We start from the raw sequence: 17284 nt of genomic DNA on the forward strand, positions 1-17284 counted from the left end.
AAGGCGATGTTGACGCGGTTTGAAGAGATTTTCGAAGAGTATTAGCGGTTGTCAATTTTCTCTGGATAGAGGTCGTGTTGGAAGAGGCGTTGTTCTGCCAAGCCTTCATACTTGGTTCCAGGTCTACCGTAGTTGTAGTAGGGGTCGATTGAAATACCACCACGAGGTGTAAATTTCCCCCAAACCTCTAAATAGCGAGGGTCTAGCAAGTTGACCAAGTCTTTCCCGATGGTGTTGATACAGTTTTCGTGAAAATCTCCATGGTTTCGATAGCTAAAGAGGTAGAGTTTGAGGGACTTTGACTCGACACAGAACTTGTCAGGAATGTAGGAAATATAAATCGTCGCAAAGTCTGGCTGAGCCGTAATAGGACAAAGCGAGGTAAATTCAGGACAGTTGAACTTGATGAAATAGTCATTTTCCACATGACGATTGTCAAAGGATTCGAGGACTTCTGGTTGATAGTCAAAGATGTAGGTTGTTTCTTTATTGCCCAGTAGGCTGAGGTTTTTCATTTCTTCTTGTTGTGACATGATTTTTTCTTTCTAATCTTAAACACCACGTTGGTTATCGTAGAGGAGGGTATGGAGTTGAGGAAGGACGCGGACATTGCCCCAGCTATCGTCGGCAGCGACACGTTCCCAGAGTTCTTTGAGGCGGTCCAGTTGGTCTTGGACAATATTGCCTCTAGCCTTGGGCTCAGGATTTCCCGCCGATAAGAAGAGGACATCTGGTTGGTAGCGTTCTTGAATGCCTTTGGCGAAGGCTAGATCTGCATCATCAAAGACAGGGATTTTAAAGGTTACTTTGTCTGGATCTAGTTGGGAAACGATAAAGTCCAAGGTCTCAAAGTTGACTTCCATCTTGGAGGAAGGAGGCTTAGGACTCAGAGTGACTTGGTCGATATCTTTTAACCAATTTTGCCAGCGGGAGCCTTGGGTTTCAACGGCAAGAGTGACACCACGTTGCTTGAGCTTGGTGACCAGTTGAGCCATATTGGCTGCTAGGATAGCAGGATTTCCCCCAGACAGGGTTACATAGTCGTAGCTTCCTAGCTTGTCTAACTCAGCGATTACTTCATCAGCTGTCATGCGAGTTGGTTTTTCAGAACCATCCCAAGTAAAGGCAGAGTCGCACCAGTCGCAGTGGTAGTCGCAACCAGCAGTGCGGACAAACATGGTTTTCTGGCCGATAGCACGACCTTCTCCTTGAAAGGTTGGGCCGAAAATTTCTAGAACTGGTAGTTTGAGGACACGTTCCTTAGTCATCTAACCACTCCCGTCTAAACTCTGCAAAGGCAGTCGGAGTTTCATAGAGGCGAACATATTCCAAACGGAGACCGCGCTCGTCTGGCAACTCTTGGCTCATGGTTTGGAAAATCCAGTAAACCATATTTTCAGCAGTCGTATTCATGTAGGGAAGGGTTTCATTGAGATAGCGATGATCCAAGTGGGGCTCTAAGTAGTCCTTGTAGATAGCTTTGATGTCTCCGAAATCGTAGGTCATACCTCTATCATCTAAAAATCCACTGACAGCGATTTGCAGATGATAGGTGTGACCGTGTAGGGATTTGCATTTTCCTTCATAGTGAAAGAGGTGGTGGGCAGCATCGAAGGTAAATTCTTTTGAGACTAAGGTTCTGTGAGGATTGTAGACAAGAGATTCCCCAGTTTCTTGTTTGATTTCTTTGGGGGCAAAAAACATCAGGCCTCTCCTTTCTGAGAGAGATAAACCTCTAAACCATGTTGGCGTAGATGGCAGGCAGGACAATCTCCACAACCAGTACCGATAATGCCATTATAGCAGGTCAAGGTCTTCTCACGAACATAGTCAAAGGCACCGAGTTGGTCGGCTAATTTCCAAGTTTCAGCCTTGTCTAGCCACATGAGAGGCGTTTGGATCACAAAGTCGTAATCCATAGCAAGGTTGAGGGTCACATTGAGCGATTTGACAAAGACATCACGACAGTCAGGATAGCCTGAGAAGTCTGTTTCGCACACTCCTGTCACGATATCCGTAATTCCACGCTGCTTGGCAAGGACTGCAGCAAAGGACAGAAAGAGATGATTGCGACCATCGACGAAAGTATTAGGAACCTCTCCTTCTTTTTGCTCAATTTCTAGATCTGAAGTCAAGGCATTTTCAGTAATTTGTCCTAGCAGAGACATATCTAGGATATGATGACGAATTCCTTGTTCCTCAGCGATTTCTTTGGCCACTTGAATTTCGAGATGGTGGCGTTGGCCATAGGCAAAGGTAACGGCTTCGACCGTTTCATAATGTTCTTTAGCCCAGAAAAGGCAGGTTGTTGAATCTTGACCGCCACTAAAGACGACCAAGGCTGATTGACGTTTCATAGTACTCCTTCCAAAATGGGAAATGTTCAGAGCACGCAAAAAGCTCCCTATAGGGAGCTAAAAAATACCAAGTAGAGGTTTTTTTTAGCGATGGCATGTCCCAAACATCGTGATATTCTACTTACAGTCTAGCATATTTTTTGAAAAATGGCAAAGGGCAAGAAAAAAGAGACCAAATGAATGCACTTGGTCTCTCCTTTGATTAGCTTAATTCAGCAACGATAGCTTTGATTTGTTCTGCTGTGTGAACACCAGCAACTTGTTTAACCACTTGTCCATCTTTTTTGAAAAGAAGAGTAGGAATAGACATGATTCCAAATGAACGAGCTGTGTTAGGATTCTCATCAACGTCCATTTTAACGATCTTCAAGACATCTTCTGAGAGTTCTTCAGACAATTTGTCCAAGATTGGACCTTGCATACGACATGGGCCACACCAAGTTGCCCAGAAGTCTACCAAGACCAATCCGTCTTTAGTTTCTTGTTCGAATGTTGCGTCTGTAATTGCTTTTGCCATAGTATTTCTCCTTTTTAGTTATATTGGCTTAAATCTTGTTTCATGAGATAGAAGAAAACATCTCCATAAGTCCCATGGTAGTCCAAATCATGCCCCTTGTAGGTTACTTTTTGGACGGGGTAATAGTCTGCGACACCAATCAGGCAGGCATGTTGAGAACGTTCAAATTCATCGTATGACTCGAAGGTCATGGTTCTCTCTTGCTTGCTAGCATCAAGATAAGTGATTTCAATCATAGGATTCTCCTTTGCTAAATCATGTTTTCATTTTACTCCTTGAAAAAAGGAATGTCAAGAAAAATGATTGCGCACGCAAGTTTTTTGAAAAATATTTTAGGCTAACCAGTTTGATTTTCTTGCTAAGCTTTCTTCAACAGCTGTTTGTAAATAAGCCAAGGTAGTCTGTCCTTCGTTAGTCAGGCAAATAAAACTAGCTCGCTTGTCCTGGTCGCAGCATCTCCGACTAAGTAAACCGCAGTTCTTGGCTTCTAAGCGAGCCACCATCCGTGAAACAGCACTAGGGCTCAGGTGTAGTTTATCTGGCAAGTCGATTTGTCTTAGGGATTTGCTTTCAGCCTGATTTAGAAAGTGCAAGAGGTAAAACTCCTTGAGTGTCAAGGTTTGTTCACTCTGCTTAGCGATGGTCTCTTCTAAAATAGCTTCTAGCTCTACTTGCCTACGGTTGAAGTCAAACCATTTTTCTAAGTAAGTCATGTCCATCTCCTTTCCTTCTATAATAGTGTAATCATACTAGTGCATCTATGATGCTTGCGCACGCAATTAGTATACACCTTTTTGGCTTGGATAGCAAGAAGAATGTTTTTTATATATTTCCTTGAAATTTTCTGAAAAAAGAGTAAACTGGTATGCAGAAAGTCTATTTGTGGAGTTTGCTATGAAGTTATATGTTCAGTTAATGATTCTCTTTGTGATTTCTCTAATCGGTGAAGGAATCTCCAGTTTTTTTCATTTGCCCATACCAGGAAGTATCATCGGCTTGATTATTCTTTTTCTAGCCTTGCAGTTCAAATGGCTGCGCACCCGCCATGTCAACATGGTTGGAAATTTTCTCCTAGCCAACATGACCATTCTTTTTCTACCTCCTGCGGTTGGAATTATGGAAAAATTTGATGTGATTGCTCCCTATCTTCTGCCGATTGTTTTGATTGTCTTTTTTGCAGCAGTGATTAATATCATCTTGATTGCGCTTGTGGTTCAATTTATCAAAAAACGCTATGAAGGTGACTACGAAGAAAGAGGTGCTAAATGAGCGAATTTGTATCCAATCCCCTATTTGGGATTGCTTTATCAATCTTAGCCTATCTTGGGGGAATGATGATTTTCAGACGCTATCCTCATCCCTTAACGACTCCCTTGTTGCTGTCAGCTATTTTTATTATCATCTTTCTAAAGGTGACTGGCATTTCCTACCAAGATTACTACCAAGGTGGGGTTTATCTTAATAACTTGATTGTTCCTTCAACAGTGGCTCTAGGAATTCCCCTCTATAAGAGTTTCCACTTGATGAAGCATCATGTCAGAAGTATTTTGCTGGGGAGTTTCCTAGCTGTCATCGTCAATACCTCTTTTACAGCCCTAGTCGCAAAAATCTTTGGCATGGACTTTTTCCTAGCTATTTCCCTCTTTCCTAAGTCAGTAACGACTGCTATGGCAGTAGGGATTACAGAAAAGTTGCAGGGCTTGACTACCGTGACCCTAGTAGTTGTAGTAGCGACTGGGATTTTGACCAGTGTAATCGGACCAACGCTTTTGAAATGGTTAAAAATAGACGATCCAGTAGCTGCTGGACTAGCCCTGGGAGGAACAGGTCACGCCGTTGGAACTGGAACGGCCTTTCGCTATGGACCAGTTGCAGGTGCTATGGGCGGATTAGCTATCGGCGTTACAGGTATTCTCTACGTATTTGTCAGTCCGATCGTAGCCAATTTGATCTTGAGTTAAGAACCAAGGATTTTTCCCTCCTTGGTTTTTTCTATCTATTTTAAATGAAAAATCCCCAAGCAAGTCTTTTTGCTAGGAGATTATTGATTATTGAAGATTGACTTTATTCTTCAAGATATAGTAGGTTCCGAGATAGAATGCTACGCTGAGGATGAGGTCTTTAAAGATTTCGAAGGAGATCATCCAATTGTAGTCGATATCTATGCGAAGGTTGAGACCAACAAAGCCGAGAATGGTTTGGATAACAATATAGGCTAAAACGGCAAGAGCTGTACGGTATTCATTAAAGAGTTGTCCGATAGAGATTGCCAAGTAGATGCAAAGGATGCTTGCTACAGTACTAAGGATGAATGAAATCACAGAAAGCCAGAAACTATCCATGTAAAATTTAAAGAGGTATTCGAGAGAAAAGATATCAAGGAAGTTTGCACCAGTCAGAACTAAAATGATATAAATACTCAAGATAAAGACTAATGAGCTCGCCAGAGACCAGATGAAAGCACCCAAAAGTTTGGATAGAATGATTTGGTGCTCAGATACGGGGAGTGTGAGAGTTAGGTATCCCTGACGATCGTAGACACTACCCTTGAAGCGACGGATGATCAAAATCAAGGTTGAAATACTTAAGGTAATGATTAGTCCACCAAAAACTAGAGCCAGAAAAACTAACATAATCATTTGTTGATCAGGTGTATCAATGGATTTTAGGGAACTAGCTTGAACCCCGATAAGGGCAGAAAGAGCCAACACAGCACCATAGAGGGCTAAATACCATTTGTTAACATTTTTAAATTCATAACGAACTAAATTCCAAAACATAATAATCTCCTTTAACTAGGCTTTGAATTCGTGGCGGAAGAGCTGGTCGATAGACTCTCCAGACTCATAGCGAATATCATCCACATTTCCTTGACGGACGACTTTTCCATCCTTTAGGAAGATAATCTCATCCAAGATTGGTTCGATATCTGAAATCAAGTGAGTTGAAATCAAGACAGTCGAAGTTGGAGAGTAGTTGTTAATGATGGTGTTCAAGATATAGTCACGAGCCGCGGGGTCGACACCACCGATTGGTTCATCAAGGACGTATAGACGAGCATCACGACTCATGACAAGGATCAACTGAACCTTTTCTTTGTTCCCTTTTGAGAGTTTCTTGAAACGGCTATTTTCATCAATACCAAGGTCACGAAGGAGACTTTGAGCACGTTCAAGATTGAAATCTTGGTAGAAGGTCTTGAAATAAGTGAGAGCTTCTTTGACCTTCATCTGTTCGTTGAGGTAGGTCGTATCAGGGAGATAAGAAACAATCGCTTTAGTTGCTGGGCTTGGTTCCATACCATTGATAAGGATACATCCTTCCTCTGGCTGTAGCAAGCCGTTGATTAGTTTAATCAAGGTTGTTTTTCCAGAACCGTTTGGGCCAAGGAGGCCAACGATTTTTCCAGCTGGAATTTCAAGGGAAACATTTGTAAGAGCAGGGCTTGCTCCATAGGATTTTGACACATTTTCAAATGCTAACAAGGTCATAGTTTAAACTCCTTCAATATAATCTCTCAAAACAGTTGGTAGTTCTTCTTTTTCATAGCCGAATTCTACCATGCCTGTTACAAACTGTTGTAACTGTTCTTCTGACAGTTGCTTACGGGATTGGAGGATCAAGCCCAAATCCTCTGTGACAAAGCGTCCAGATGTTCGCTTGGTATAGACAAAGCCTTCTCTCTCCAAATCCGATAGGGCGCGCTGGATGGTGTTGGGATTGACACCTGCCTCACTAGCCAATTCTCTAACGGTTGGAAGCTGTTGATTGGGCTCGAGTTTATGGGAAATAATCTGCAATTTGATTTTCTCCATAATCTGCAAATAAATGGGTTTATTGTTATCAAATGTCCAAGACATCACGATCTCCTTTCTAATCACCTTTGTGTTAATTCAATAATACAACAAAACAAAAAACTTGTCAAGCCAAAAGGAGAATTATTTTGGGAATCTCTTAAAAAATGGTATAATGAAAAGAAAACGACAAGGAGGGAAAGGCATGCGTTGTCCAAAATGTGGCGCTACAAAATCAAGTGTGATCGATAGTCGCCAGGCTGAAGAAGGAAATACAATCAGAAGAAGACGTGAGTGTGAAGAGTGTCAGCATCGGTTTACAACCTATGAACGTGTAGAAGAGAGAACACTAGTTGTGGTCAAAAAAGATGGTACACGGGAACAATTTTCAAGAGATAAAATCTTTAACGGGATTATTCGTTCAGCCCAGAAACGTCCAGTGTCTAGTGATGAGATTGGCATGGTGGTCAATCGCATCGAACAAAAACTCCGTAGTCGCAATGAAAATGAAATTCAGAGTGAGGTTATTGGTTCCTTGGTTATGGAAGAGTTGGCAGAGCTAGATGAGATTACTTATGTCCGTTTTGCCAGTGTTTACCGTAGTTTTAAGGATGTGAGTGAGCTTGAAAGCCTACTCCAGCAGATTACACAATCCTCTAAAAAGAAAAAGGAAAAATAAATGAAGCCAAATGACCGTTTTTCTTTTGTAAAGAATAATCGGGTGTCGCAAGATACCTCATCAATGGTGCAGTGCTACCTCCCGATTATCGGTCAGGAAGCTCTGAGCCTCTATCTTTATGCTATGACTTTTTGGGATGGTGGTCAAAAGGAACATCTCTTTGCAGCCATGCTCAATCATCTGAATTTTGGGATGGATAGTCTTTTAAAGGCTTTTAAAACTCTAACAGCCATGAAATTGGTGACCCTCTATCAGCAGGGAGAGGCCTATAACTTGTTACTCCATTCTCCCTTATCAACTCAAGAATTTTTACAACATACAGTTTATCGGACCTTATTAGAAAAAATGATTGGGGATAGTGCGGTTGCAGCCATGAGACAGGAAGGTGTTGAAGGGGAACCGATCTCGGTGGCCTTGAGTCAAATCTTTCCTCAGTTATCTGAGTCTGCGAGTCAAGAAACCTCTAGCAGTCAGCCAGCAGCAGATGATTTTGATTTGGAGCATTTCCGTCAGCTTATGGCTCGTGATGGTCTTCGTTTTCAAGATGAGACTTCGGATGTTTTGGCCTTGTTTGCAATAGCTGATGAGCAGAAGTGGACCTGGTTTGAGACTTATCAAGTAGCCAAAGCGACAGCAGTGTCGCAAGTGATTTCTGTCAAACGCATCCGCGAAAAGATAGCGCAAAAGCCTGTGACTTCTGACTTTAGTCCCAAGGAGGCAACCATTATCCGAGAGGCTAAGAAAAAGACAGCCTTGCAGTTCCTTGCTGAGATTAAGCAGACCCGCAAGGGAAGTATTACTCAGACTGAACGGGACCTGCTCCAGCAGATGGCGGCCTTGGGCTTGCTGGATGAAGTAATCAATGTTATCTTGCTCCTGACCTTTAATAAGGTTGATTCGGCCAATATCAATGAAAAATACGCCATGAAGGTGGCTAATGACTACGCCTATCAAAATATCCGTAGTGCAGAGGAGGCAGTTCTCCGTATTCGTGAACGTGGCCAAAAAGCAAAAACGCAAAAGCAGAATCAGAATCAGAATCAGACTGCCCCAGCAAAAACCAATGTGCCTAAATGGAGCAACCCTGAATATAAGAATGAAACCAGCGAAGAAACTCGTTTAGAACTAGAACGTAAGAAAAAAGAAATGTTAGCTCGATTAGAAAAAGGAGGAGACTAGATGGAAAGTGTCGGAGACGTACTCAAGCGTCAACCAAGCCGATTTCAGTATCAAGATTTGGTCCAGCAAATTGTGAAAGACCCTGATGTTGCGGTCTTTATCCAGAAAGAATCTCTCAGTCAGGAGGAGTTAAACCGTAGTATTTCCAAGTTTAACCAATATATCACTGAGAGAGATAAGTTCCTCCGAGGAGATACAGACTATATCGCGCGTGGCTACAAGCCTATCCTAGTCATGAACCATGGCTATGCAGATGTTTCTTATGAAGAGACTCCGGAGCTAATCGCGGCAGAAAAAGAAGCGGCGATTAAAAACCGTCTCAAGCTAATCAATCTTCCAGCTAGTCTTAAAAAAGCTAGCTTAGCTCAAGTAGATTTAGATGATTTGGGGCGCTTGTCCGTTTTTGAAAAGCTCCTAGCCTTTGTGGAGCAATATCCAGCTATTCGAAAAGGTCTGTACTTATATGGAGACTTTGGTGTGGGTAAAAGTTTCATGGTGGCTGCCCTAGCCCATGATTTGTCAGAAAAACGTGGCGTTTCATCAACTCTCCTCCACTATCCGAGCTTTGTCATCGATGTCAAAAATGCCATCGGTGATGGCAATGTTAAGACCTTGGTAGATGAGATTAAGCTGGCTGAAGTCTTGATTTTAGATGATATTGGTGCCGAGCAATCAACAGCTTGGGTGCGTGACGAGATCCTGCAGGTCATTCTCCAGTATCGCATGCAGGAAGATTTACCGACCTTTTTCACCTCCAACTTCAATTTTGAAGATTTGGAGAAGCATTTCGCTAAAGGGAAAAATGGAAATGACGAAACCTGGGAAGCTAGACGCGTCATGGAACGCATTCGTTATTTAGCAGAGGAAACCAGACTTGAAGGAGAAAACCGCCGATGACAGAAACAATCAAATTAATGAAGGCTCACACTTCAGTGCGTAGATTTAAAGAGCAAGAGATTCCCCAAGCAGACTTAAATGAGATTTTGACAGCTGCCCAAATGGCTTCTTCTTGGAAAAATTTCCAATCGTATTCTGTGATTGTAGTTAGAAATCAAGAAAAGAAGGATGCCTTATTTGAGTTAGTTCCTCAAGAAGCGATTCGCCAGTCTGCAGCCTTTCTGCTCTTTGTCGGTGACCTAAACCGTGCAGAAAAAGGGGCTCGTCTCCATACGGATGTTTTCCAACCTCAAGGGGTGGAAGGACTCCTCATCACTTCAGTAGATGCAGCTCTAGCTGGACAAAATGCCTTGCTTGCGGCAGAAAGCCTAGGCTATGGCGGAGTAATTATCGGTTTGGTGCGTTACAAGTCTGTTGAATTAGCAGAATTGTTCAAGCTTCCTGACTATACCTATCCAGTCTTTGGGATTGCACTAGGTGTGCCAAATCAAAACCATGATGTAAAACCAAGATTGCCACTTGAGAATGTTGTCTTTGAGGAAGAATACCAAGAGCAGTCGACTGAGGCAATCGAAGCCTATGACCGTGTACAGACTGAATATGCAGGTGCGCGTGCGACTACAACTTGGAGTCAACGTTTGGCAGAGCAATTCGGCAATCCTGAACCAAGCTCGACTCGAGAAAATCTTGAGCAGAAGAAGTTATTGTAGAAAGTGAGAAAACATGGCCTTACCAACTGTTGCCATTGTGGGACGTCCCAATGTTGGGAAATCAACCCTATTTAACCGTATCGCGGGAGAGCGCATCTCAATCGTAGAAGATGTTGAAGGTGTAACGCGAGATCGTATCTATGCCACGGGTGAGTGGCTTAACCGTTCTTTTAGTATGATTGATACTGGGGGGATCGATGATGTCGATGCTCCGTTTATGGAACAAATCAAACACCAGGCAGAAATTGCCATGGAAGAAGCAGATGTTATCGTCTTTGTCGTATCTGGTAAAGAAGGAATTACAGATGCGGACGAATACGTTGCCCGTAAACTTTATAAAACTCATAAACCAGTCATTCTAGCCGTTAACAAGGTTGACAACCCAGAGATGCGAAATGATATCTATGATTTCTATGCTCTAGGATTGGGTGAACCGCTACCAATCTCATCTGTTCATGGTATCGGAACAGGGGATGTACTGGATGCTATTGTGGAAAATCTCCCACATGAAGTTGAAGAAGAAAATCCAGATGTTATTAAATTCAGCTTGATTGGACGTCCAAATGTTGGAAAATCTAGCTTGATCAATGCCATTTTGGGAGAAGACCGCGTCATTGCCAGCCCTGTTGCTGGTACAACTCGTGATGCCATTGATACCCATTTTACAGATGCTGACGGCCAAGAGTTTACCATGATTGATACTGCTGGTATGCGTAAATCTGGTAAAGTCTATGAAAATACTGAGAAATACTCAGTCATGCGTGCTATGCGTGCCATTGACCGTTCAGATGTAGTCTTGATGGTCCTCAATGCCGAGGAAGGCATCCGTGAGTATGACAAGCGTATCGCAGGTTTTGCCCACGAAGCTGGTAAAGGGATGATTATCGTGGTCAATAAGTGGGATACACTTGAAAAAGACAACCATACTATGAAAAACTGGGAAGAAGATATCCGTGAGCAGTTCCAATATCTACCTTACGCACCGATTATCTTTGTATCTGCTTTGACTAAGCAACGTCTCCACAAACTTCCTGAGATGATCAAGCAAATCAGTGAAAGTCAAAACACACGTATTCCATCAGCTGTCTTGAACGATGTAATCATGGATGCCATTGCCATCAACCCAACACCGACAGATAAAGGGAAACGCCTCAAAATCTTCTATGCGACTCAAGTGGCAACCAAACCACCAACCTTTGTTATCTTTGTTAACGAAGAAGAACTCATGCACTTCTCTTACCTACGTTTCTTGGAAAATCAAATTCGCAAGGCCTTTGTCTTTGAAGGAACACCGATTCACCTGATCGCAAGAAAACGGAAGTAGTGGATGTAAAAAAAGTAGAACATCAAGACTTGTTCTACCACTTATCTACCCCACCAAATCATTTTCAAAAGATGTGAATAGGATTTGATTTGTAGTATATTATTGAAATTGAAAAAGGATGGAATGATTTTCCATCCTTTTTTATAGCGGAATAAATCTATATTCCTAGGGGGACAATATTTAATCTTTCTTACCTTTTAGTAAGAAGGTAGCTGAGAGGGCTAGGCTGAGACCTGCTATAAAGAGGAGAGAGCTAGCTTGTTCACCTGTGGCTGGGAGTTGTTTGTCATTCGTAGAGACCTGATCATTGGCTTCATTACTTTCAACCAATGGTTTTGTGGTTTCTAGATTTCTTTCTTCCGTATGAGCTGGGACAGGTTTAACAGTTGAGTCTTCTGTCTTGTAGACAATAGCGTAGGTACTCACGTCAAAAGTAATAAACTCAATCATACCGTCTCGAATGGTGAATTCTTGTGGTTTTAATTCATTTGTTGAAGTTAATTGATAGAGTTCTTGAATATCACCGGATACTGGTAGTCGAACGAGTACAGCACCTTTTGGTTGAACTGGCTGTCCATCTTTATCCTTAAGTTGAAGAGCGTAAGCATCGTATTTCTTGCCCAAGAGTTCTTTATTTTCAACTTTTTGACTGTCGAGGTAGCTTGCGCCTCCTAGTTCAGTTGTGCCACTAATAACTTGAACTCTTGTAGTCTTGTCTTTCAATACTTTGAGTTTAAACTCAGGAGCCGTGTTACTTGGCGCGGCTTGACCACTACCTGTTCCAATAGGTTTGGTATATTCAGGTCTTTCCGCAGTAGGTGCTTCCTGTTCCCCAGTTGTTCCGATTGGTTTGGTATATTCAGGTCTTTCCGCAGTAGGAGCCTCCTGCTCACCAGCAGTTCCGATAGGACCAGTGTATTCAGGTCTTTCCACAGTAGGAGCCTCCTGCTCACCAGCAGTTCCGATAGGACCAGTGTATTCAGGAATTTCCACAGTAGGAGCCTCCTGCTCACCAGCAGTTCCGATAGGACCTGTGTACTCAGGAATGGTTACTACTGGAGCAGGCTCATCACCTTTACTAGTATGGATTTTTTCTTCCACTGGACTGGTTTCATCCTTAGGAAATACTGTTACAACAGAGCTGCTGATTGTTTTGCCTTGGATAGCATAAGCTTCTATCGGATTGCCAGCTTTACGATCTGTAGTTTCAGGAATGTCTAGTTGGACCTTGTTATCCTTAATGGTTAGAACAGTTTGTTCACCTGATGTGACAAGATGGTCCTCATCGACTTTTCTGAGTAGGAGAGGATCTTTGATACCAGGGAAGGTCACAGCGACTCCATCCCAATTGCCAGTTGGTAGGGTTAAGGTAACAGTCTTATCTTTGGAATTAATAGGGTCAAGGCTTGGACTATCGAGTGATACTGACGGAGCTTTTAAGATATCAAAGGAATCGAGAGAAACTTTCTTTCGTCCTTCTGGAGAATTCGGATCTACTTTCAAAGTAAGAACGTGATCGCCATCTGCTAGATTGGTAAATTCGCCAATTAATGCACCTTTTTCAGTCGCTCCTGGAGTGTAGAAGTCAAGGGCGGGCATCTCTTTTCCATCCAGTGTGACAAGTGCCTTGCCTAGTGATGCTGTTTTTAATCCATAGATTCGGATACCTGTTCCGGAGAATGGAATGGTTGCAGTGGCTTCAGAAGCGAGGCTATCATCAGCGTTGATGTCAGCGTATTTTTCTGTAGAAGCATAGAGTTCTGCATCGCTCCAATCCTTAAACATGGAACCATACTGGATACGAGGGTCACGGTCGTCAATCTTCTCAACAGCTTCTCCTTGGCCTGGGAAGACTTTGAAGTAATCGAGAGAAATTTTTGCACGCTCGTTTGTACGTCCTTTGTGCTCGCGCTTAACAGTGATAGTCATGAGGTGAGGGCCTGAAGAAAGATTTGTATAACGACCGATTAGGACACCTTTTTCAGTTGCTCCTGCTGTATAGAAGTCAAGTTCTCCAACAGACTTGCCATCTATTTTAACGTCAGCAAGTCCCAATTGAGATGACTTGAGTCCGTAGATTTCAATACCAGGTCCATTGAAAGGAATAGTTGCAGTCGCATCCTTATCGGAATAATTCCCATTTGAGATATCGGCGTATTTCTCTGTTCCACCAAAGAGTTCTGAGTCAGCCCAGTTTCCATAAGCAGAGCCGTACTGGATGCGTTTGTCACGGTCATCCATCAACTCACTGAAGGCATCGATGGAGGCAACGTCTGAAACTGGTGTTGTACGGTCCCCTAGCATAGCCTTAACGCTATAAGTATAGGCATGACTAGAATCAATTGAGCGATCGACAAAGTGAGTTTGGTTGGTGATAAACTCACGAACGCTAGGAGTTTGACTGTTTTCATCCTTGCTTTCTCGTCGGATGACATAATGAGTTGCTCCCTCAACTGTGTTAAAGTCGAGTTCAGCTGTGACGGAATCCTTTCGAAGGGCTGATAAACGAGTCACTCGTCCAGGGAAGTTTTCAAAGGTAATGACATCACCCTTTTGAGTCGCAAGTTGGATACGGTTATCTTTGAGGCGACTAGCCTGAACTTCCTTGCCATTAATCTTGATGATACTAGATTCGATATTTGGATAGTCTACGACTAAGTCTCCACCAACATTAGAAAGGAAGGAAAGCGTTTCAAGATTTTTCTCTTTCCATTTCATGCTGACTTCAAAGTTACCACGAGCGACTAAGCCTGAGACTTGACCGTCTTTCCAAGCATCTGGAAGGGCTGGTAATGGGGCAATGTAGCCTGTGTGAGACTGAAGGAGCATTTCTGCCATACCGCTGGTTGCACCAAAGTTTCCATCGATTTGGAAAGGTGCGTGGGTATCCCAGAGGTTTTCTAGGGTTGAAGATCTAAGCTGTTCTGCCAACAAACGGTGGGCACGATTTCCATCTAAGAGACGAGCCCAGAGGTTGATTTTATTGGCCTTAGACCAACCAGTTCCACCATCTCCACGGTGGTTTAGGGTTGCGCGTGCAGCTTCTAGATATTCAGGTTGATCCTTGCCAAATAGAGTACCTGGGAAGAGTCCAACCAGATGAGAAACGTGGCGGTGATGGTTTTCGATGCCTTCGTTGGTGAATTGCGGGCTGTCTTCTTCGTACCATTCCTTGATACGGCCGTCTTGGTTGATATGAAGTGGTTTGAGCTTATCAAATTTAGCTTTCACTTCTGTCACCAAATCTTGGTCGACCTTCAGGTGATTGGCTGCCTCCATATAGTCGTGGAATAGCTGCCAAACTAGAGATTGGTCAAAGGTATTCCCAATCGTGATAGTTCCATGTTCTGGTGAGTAGGATGGAGAAGAAACCCAGCGGTCACTAGCCTTGTCGTAGTGCAAGAAGGAATTCCAGAACTTGGCTGTTTCCTTGAGCATTGGATAAATCTTTTCTTTGAGATAGGTTTCATCCTTGGTGAATTTGTAGTAGTCATAGACGTTCTGCATCATCCAAGCATTGGCAGCAGGAGACCAACCCCAATAGTAGTTCCAACCAGGAGTAGTCCAGCCGAATGGTGTCGCCTGAGTATGAACCAACCAACCGTTTTCTTGACCTTCTTTGGACTCGATACCTGCATATTCTTTAGCAGCTATACGGCCATAGTAGCGCATGTCATCGATATAATTGATCATTGGCTTAGCCGTTTCTGCGAGATTGTTCATGTAGGCAGGCCAGTAGTTCATCTGAAGGTTGACATTGAGGTGGTAATCTGAGTTCCAAGGTGGATTGTCTACAGCATTCCAGACTCCTTGCAAGTTGGCAGGAAGGGCATCTGTCCGGTCACGAGAAGAACTGATCAGTAGATAACGTCCGTATTGGAAGAAGAGTTCTTCTAGCTTTTGACCTTTTGTTGGATTATAGGTTTGGAGAGCTTCTTTTGTAGTTTGGTTAGACTTGCTACCGCCGAGGTTTAATTGAACACGGTTGAAAAGGCTTTGGTAATCCTTGATGTGATCATTTTTCAGAGTCTCATAGTCTTTGGCTTTAGCAGCTTCAACGATAGATTTGACAGTTTTTTCTACATCAATATCCTTGCGGTAATTGGTTTTCGTATTTTGAGCAAAATTAGTCTTGGCACTGAGTAGCAGTGTTGCATAACTGGCTCCAGTGACAGTCAAATAACCATCTTGAGCAGTGACTTTTCCGTCCGTCTTGATACCAAGATAGGAAGCAAATTTCAGACCATTATCTTTGACAGTTCCCTTGAGTAAAATACCATTAGAATCAACACTAACAGTCCCTTGTTTGTATTTAGAATTCTCCCAAGAATAGTCTCCGTTAGCAATCAAATCTTCAGTCAAGCTATTCCAAAGGGTAAAATCAAGCGTCTTATCTCCCTTTTTAGTCAAGTGGGTAACAGTGACGTCGTCTGGATAACTAGAGAGGGTTTCTCGTTTGAAACTTGTCCCATCTTGGGTATAGGAGGTAGTTGTGATAGCTTCAGAAATGTCTAAGCCACGATGATAGTCAGTAACAGTTTCCAAGCCCTTCTTCTGGTTATTAAAGACCATGAAGATATCACCGAAGGCTAGGTAGCGACCGTATTGGGCATTATTTGGCCCAACCAAATTTCTCTCTGCTAGTTGTTTGGCTTTTTGACGGTCACCGTCTTCTAAGGCCTTACGGATTTCAGCTAAGACTTTGTAGCGGTCCTTGTAGTTTCCTCCGTTGTAGTCTTGACTATCTGGCTGTGGGCCTCCAGACCAAAGTGTTTTTTCGTTGTACTGGATTCTTTCTTCACCGATTAGTCCGAAAACCTTGGCACCCATTTCTCCATTTCCGACTGGAAGGGCTTGTTTTTCCCATCCGTCATAGGAAGGAGCAGTTGGTTGGTTGTAATGTAGTTCGTAATGTTCTTGCTTGTTCACAGGAAGTTCTGTTTTCTCGCTCTCCTTATTGTCAGCAGGGGCGGTAGTAGCACTTGTCTCTGACTGACTACTAGTTTGAGGTAGTTCTGTCCCTGGGTTTGTTTGCTTTTCAGCTGATTCAGCTACAGGCTGAGTCTCTGTGTTAGAAACAAGAACTTCCTCTACATTCGTCTCAGGTTTAGCAGAGGTTTCAGTAATGGTTGCCTCACTTTCCGGAATCTCGACACCATCAGCAGCCACACCCTGTGCTGCTAAAAAAACAGCACCAAGTAAAACAGAGGCAGCTCCGACACTTAGTTTGCGGATGCTATACTTACAGGATTTTTCCCAATATCTCTTATCCACAAAATTCTCCTTTCTTAACTCTGTAAGCGCATACATTCTCTTTTAAAAAAATAAGTCTTGCAGAAATATGTGTGATTTTTTCAGATAATCTTAATATAACAAATAAACAAAACTATTGCAAGGGCTTACAGGAGAAATGATTTTATTTTACCAAATTTTAGTTCTTTTTAATTCTATTGAAAAAGATCAGAGATAAAAAATAATCTGAGTAATTACCAACCCTTATGAAAGCGTAACTCAAACTAGTCAGGCGTGGGACTTTATGGTATAATATAGAAGATTCAAAAAGAAACAGGAGAAATGTTATGAACCTTATTTTAGCAATTGTATTGATTCTTTTAGCTTTTCTAGGAGGAGCTCTTGGAGGTATGTACTTGGTGCGCAAGCAAATCGAAAAAGAATTTGCGGATAACCCACGTTTGAACGCAGAAGCAGTTCGTACTCTGTTAAGTGCAAACGGTCAAAAGCCAAGCGAAGCTAAAGTACAACAAGTTTACCACCAAATCATTCGCCAACAAAAAGCAGCCCTTGCTAACAATAAAAAGAAATAAAT

Annotated in this window: 19 protein-coding genes; 8 read left to right on the forward strand and 11 right to left on the reverse strand. The window is 42.7% G+C overall.

Annotation, left to right across the window (positions count from 1 at the left end; all coding sequences use genetic code 11):
• Positions 1-41: 41 nt before the first annotated feature.
• From queF to ADH90_RS03755, 7 genes are all read right to left on the reverse strand, one after another.
• Complete coding sequence (gene queF / locus ADH90_RS11430) at positions 42-533, reverse strand: preQ(1) synthase (protein ID WP_049530027.1); 492 nt, start codon at positions 531-533, stop codon at positions 42-44.
• A gap of 18 nt (positions 534-551) precedes the next feature.
• Entirely contained in the window at positions 552-1268 is a 717-nt protein-coding gene (gene queE / locus ADH90_RS11435) for a 7-carboxy-7-deazaguanine synthase QueE (protein WP_049530028.1), read from the reverse strand.
• On the reverse strand, positions 1261-1704 hold the full coding sequence (gene queD, locus ADH90_RS03735) for a 6-carboxytetrahydropterin synthase QueD (RefSeq protein ID WP_000464566.1): 444 nt from the start codon (positions 1702-1704) through the stop codon (positions 1261-1263). Before queD ends, queE begins: the two co-directional genes overlap by 8 nt.
• Positions 1704-2357, reverse strand: a complete 654-nt coding sequence (queC, locus tag ADH90_RS03740; RefSeq protein WP_000828760.1) for a 7-cyano-7-deazaguanine synthase QueC — start codon at positions 2355-2357, stop codon at positions 1704-1706. Before queC ends, queD begins: the two co-directional genes overlap by 1 nt.
• Positions 2358-2559: 202 nt before the next feature.
• Positions 2560-2874 (reverse strand): thioredoxin, encoded by a 315-nt coding sequence (gene trxA / locus ADH90_RS03745; RefSeq protein ID WP_001029584.1) that lies wholly within the window; start codon positions 2872-2874, stop codon positions 2560-2562.
• Between the two features lie 14 nt (positions 2875-2888).
• Complete coding sequence (locus tag ADH90_RS03750) at positions 2889-3110, reverse strand: DUF4649 family protein (protein ID WP_049508973.1); 222 nt, start codon at positions 3108-3110, stop codon at positions 2889-2891.
• A gap of 96 nt (positions 3111-3206) precedes the next feature.
• Positions 3207-3587 (reverse strand): MarR family winged helix-turn-helix transcriptional regulator, encoded by a 381-nt coding sequence (locus tag ADH90_RS03755; protein ID WP_049530029.1) that lies wholly within the window; start codon positions 3585-3587, stop codon positions 3207-3209.
• A gap of 181 nt (positions 3588-3768) precedes the next feature.
• Here ADH90_RS03755 and ADH90_RS03760 point away from each other — a divergent pair, with 181 nt between their 5' ends.
• Positions 3769-4143, forward strand: coding sequence for a CidA/LrgA family protein (locus tag ADH90_RS03760; RefSeq protein WP_049530030.1), 375 nt, complete (start codon positions 3769-3771; stop codon positions 4141-4143).
• Positions 4140-4835 (forward strand): LrgB family protein, encoded by a 696-nt coding sequence (locus tag ADH90_RS03765; protein ID WP_049508971.1) that lies wholly within the window; start codon positions 4140-4142, stop codon positions 4833-4835. The genes ADH90_RS03760 and ADH90_RS03765 overlap by 4 nt, the downstream gene beginning before the upstream one ends.
• Positions 4836-4922: 87 nt before the next feature.
• On the opposite strand, the gene ADH90_RS03770 is transcribed toward ADH90_RS03765, so the two are convergent.
• The 3 genes from ADH90_RS03770 to ADH90_RS03780 are packed head-to-tail and all read right to left on the reverse strand — an operon-like array spanning position 4923 to position 6734.
• On the reverse strand, positions 4923-5654 hold the full coding sequence (locus ADH90_RS03770; RefSeq protein WP_049530031.1) for an ABC transporter permease: 732 nt from the start codon (positions 5652-5654) through the stop codon (positions 4923-4925).
• 15 nt (positions 5655-5669) lie between these two features.
• The gene (locus tag ADH90_RS03775; protein WP_049530032.1) at positions 5670-6365 is read right to left on the reverse strand and encodes an ABC transporter ATP-binding protein; all 696 of its coding nucleotides are present in this window, start codon (positions 6363-6365) and stop codon (positions 5670-5672) included.
• 3 nt (positions 6366-6368) lie between these two features.
• On the reverse strand, positions 6369-6734 hold the full coding sequence (locus tag ADH90_RS03780) for a GntR family transcriptional regulator (protein ID WP_049530033.1): 366 nt from the start codon (positions 6732-6734) through the stop codon (positions 6369-6371).
• 139 nt (positions 6735-6873) lie between these two features.
• Here ADH90_RS03780 and nrdR point away from each other — a divergent pair, with 139 nt between their 5' ends.
• The 5 genes from nrdR to der are packed head-to-tail and all read left to right on the forward strand — an operon-like array spanning position 6874 to position 11457.
• Positions 6874-7347: a transcriptional regulator NrdR gene (gene nrdR, locus ADH90_RS03785; RefSeq protein WP_001203674.1), complete on the forward strand. Its 474-nt coding sequence runs from the start codon at positions 6874-6876 to the stop codon at positions 7345-7347.
• Positions 7348-8526: a DnaD domain protein gene (locus tag ADH90_RS03790; protein ID WP_049530034.1), complete on the forward strand. Its 1179-nt coding sequence runs from the start codon at positions 7348-7350 to the stop codon at positions 8524-8526. It abuts the gene before it with no gap.
• Positions 8527-9423, forward strand: a complete 897-nt coding sequence (gene dnaI, locus ADH90_RS03795) for a primosomal protein DnaI (RefSeq protein ID WP_000446521.1) — start codon at positions 8527-8529, stop codon at positions 9421-9423.
• Complete coding sequence (locus ADH90_RS03800) at positions 9420-10133, forward strand: NADPH-dependent oxidoreductase (RefSeq protein WP_049530035.1); 714 nt, start codon at positions 9420-9422, stop codon at positions 10131-10133. The genes dnaI and ADH90_RS03800 overlap by 4 nt, the downstream gene beginning before the upstream one ends.
• A gap of 13 nt (positions 10134-10146) precedes the next feature.
• Positions 10147-11457 (forward strand): ribosome biogenesis GTPase Der, encoded by a 1311-nt coding sequence (gene der, locus ADH90_RS03805; RefSeq protein WP_045762664.1) that lies wholly within the window; start codon positions 10147-10149, stop codon positions 11455-11457.
• Between the two features lie 180 nt (positions 11458-11637).
• Here the strand turns inward: der and ADH90_RS10770 are convergent, their stop codons facing one another.
• Positions 11638-16731, reverse strand: a complete 5094-nt coding sequence (locus tag ADH90_RS10770; RefSeq protein WP_080982617.1) for an SIALI-17 repeat-containing surface protein — start codon at positions 16729-16731, stop codon at positions 11638-11640.
• A 305-nt stretch (positions 16732-17036) separates the two neighbouring features.
• Between ADH90_RS10770 and ADH90_RS03815 the strand changes: the two genes are divergently transcribed.
• On the forward strand, positions 17037-17282 hold the full coding sequence (locus ADH90_RS03815) for a YneF family protein (protein ID WP_001048970.1): 246 nt from the start codon (positions 17037-17039) through the stop codon (positions 17280-17282).
• Positions 17283-17284: the final 2 nt, after the last annotated feature.

Origin of the sequence: Streptococcus pseudopneumoniae (assembly GCF_001073085.1) — a bacterium.
GTDB lineage: Bacteria > Bacillota > Bacilli > Lactobacillales > Streptococcaceae > Streptococcus > Streptococcus pseudopneumoniae_M.

What these genes read in the sequence shown, in the direction of transcription:
- queF (WP_049530027.1), bottom strand. Translation starts at nt 533, where the DNA reads ATGTCACAACAAGAAGAAATGAAAAACCTCAGCCTACTGGGCAATAAA.
- queE (WP_049530028.1), bottom strand. Translation starts at nt 1,268, where the DNA reads ATGACTAAGGAACGTGTCCTCAAACTACCAGTTCTAGAAATTTTCGGC.
- queD (WP_000464566.1), bottom strand. Translation starts at nt 1,704, where the DNA reads ATGTTTTTTGCCCCCAAAGAAATCAAACAAGAAACTGGGGAATCTCTT.
- queC (WP_000828760.1), bottom strand. Translation starts at nt 2,357, where the DNA reads ATGAAACGTCAATCAGCCTTGGTCGTCTTTAGTGGCGGTCAAGATTCA.
- trxA (WP_001029584.1), bottom strand. Translation starts at nt 2,874, where the DNA reads ATGGCAAAAGCAATTACAGACGCAACATTCGAACAAGAAACTAAAGAC.
- ADH90_RS03750 (WP_049508973.1), bottom strand. Translation starts at nt 3,110, where the DNA reads ATGATTGAAATCACTTATCTTGATGCTAGCAAGCAAGAGAGAACCATG.
- ADH90_RS03755 (WP_049530029.1), bottom strand. Translation starts at nt 3,587, where the DNA reads ATGACTTACTTAGAAAAATGGTTTGACTTCAACCGTAGGCAAGTAGAG.
- ADH90_RS03760 (WP_049530030.1), top strand. Translation starts at nt 3,769, where the DNA reads ATGAAGTTATATGTTCAGTTAATGATTCTCTTTGTGATTTCTCTAATC.
- ADH90_RS03765 (WP_049508971.1), top strand. Translation starts at nt 4,140, where the DNA reads ATGAGCGAATTTGTATCCAATCCCCTATTTGGGATTGCTTTATCAATC.
- ADH90_RS03770 (WP_049530031.1), bottom strand. Translation starts at nt 5,654, where the DNA reads ATGTTTTGGAATTTAGTTCGTTATGAATTTAAAAATGTTAACAAATGG.
- ADH90_RS03775 (WP_049530032.1), bottom strand. Translation starts at nt 6,365, where the DNA reads ATGACCTTGTTAGCATTTGAAAATGTGTCAAAATCCTATGGAGCAAGC.
- ADH90_RS03780 (WP_049530033.1), bottom strand. Translation starts at nt 6,734, where the DNA reads ATGTCTTGGACATTTGATAACAATAAACCCATTTATTTGCAGATTATG.
- nrdR (WP_001203674.1), top strand. Translation starts at nt 6,874, where the DNA reads ATGCGTTGTCCAAAATGTGGCGCTACAAAATCAAGTGTGATCGATAGT.
- ADH90_RS03790 (WP_049530034.1), top strand. Translation starts at nt 7,348, where the DNA reads ATGAAGCCAAATGACCGTTTTTCTTTTGTAAAGAATAATCGGGTGTCG.
- dnaI (WP_000446521.1), top strand. Translation starts at nt 8,527, where the DNA reads ATGGAAAGTGTCGGAGACGTACTCAAGCGTCAACCAAGCCGATTTCAG.
- ADH90_RS03800 (WP_049530035.1), top strand. Translation starts at nt 9,420, where the DNA reads ATGACAGAAACAATCAAATTAATGAAGGCTCACACTTCAGTGCGTAGA.
- der (WP_045762664.1), top strand. Translation starts at nt 10,147, where the DNA reads ATGGCCTTACCAACTGTTGCCATTGTGGGACGTCCCAATGTTGGGAAA.
- ADH90_RS03815 (WP_001048970.1), top strand. Translation starts at nt 17,037, where the DNA reads ATGAACCTTATTTTAGCAATTGTATTGATTCTTTTAGCTTTTCTAGGA.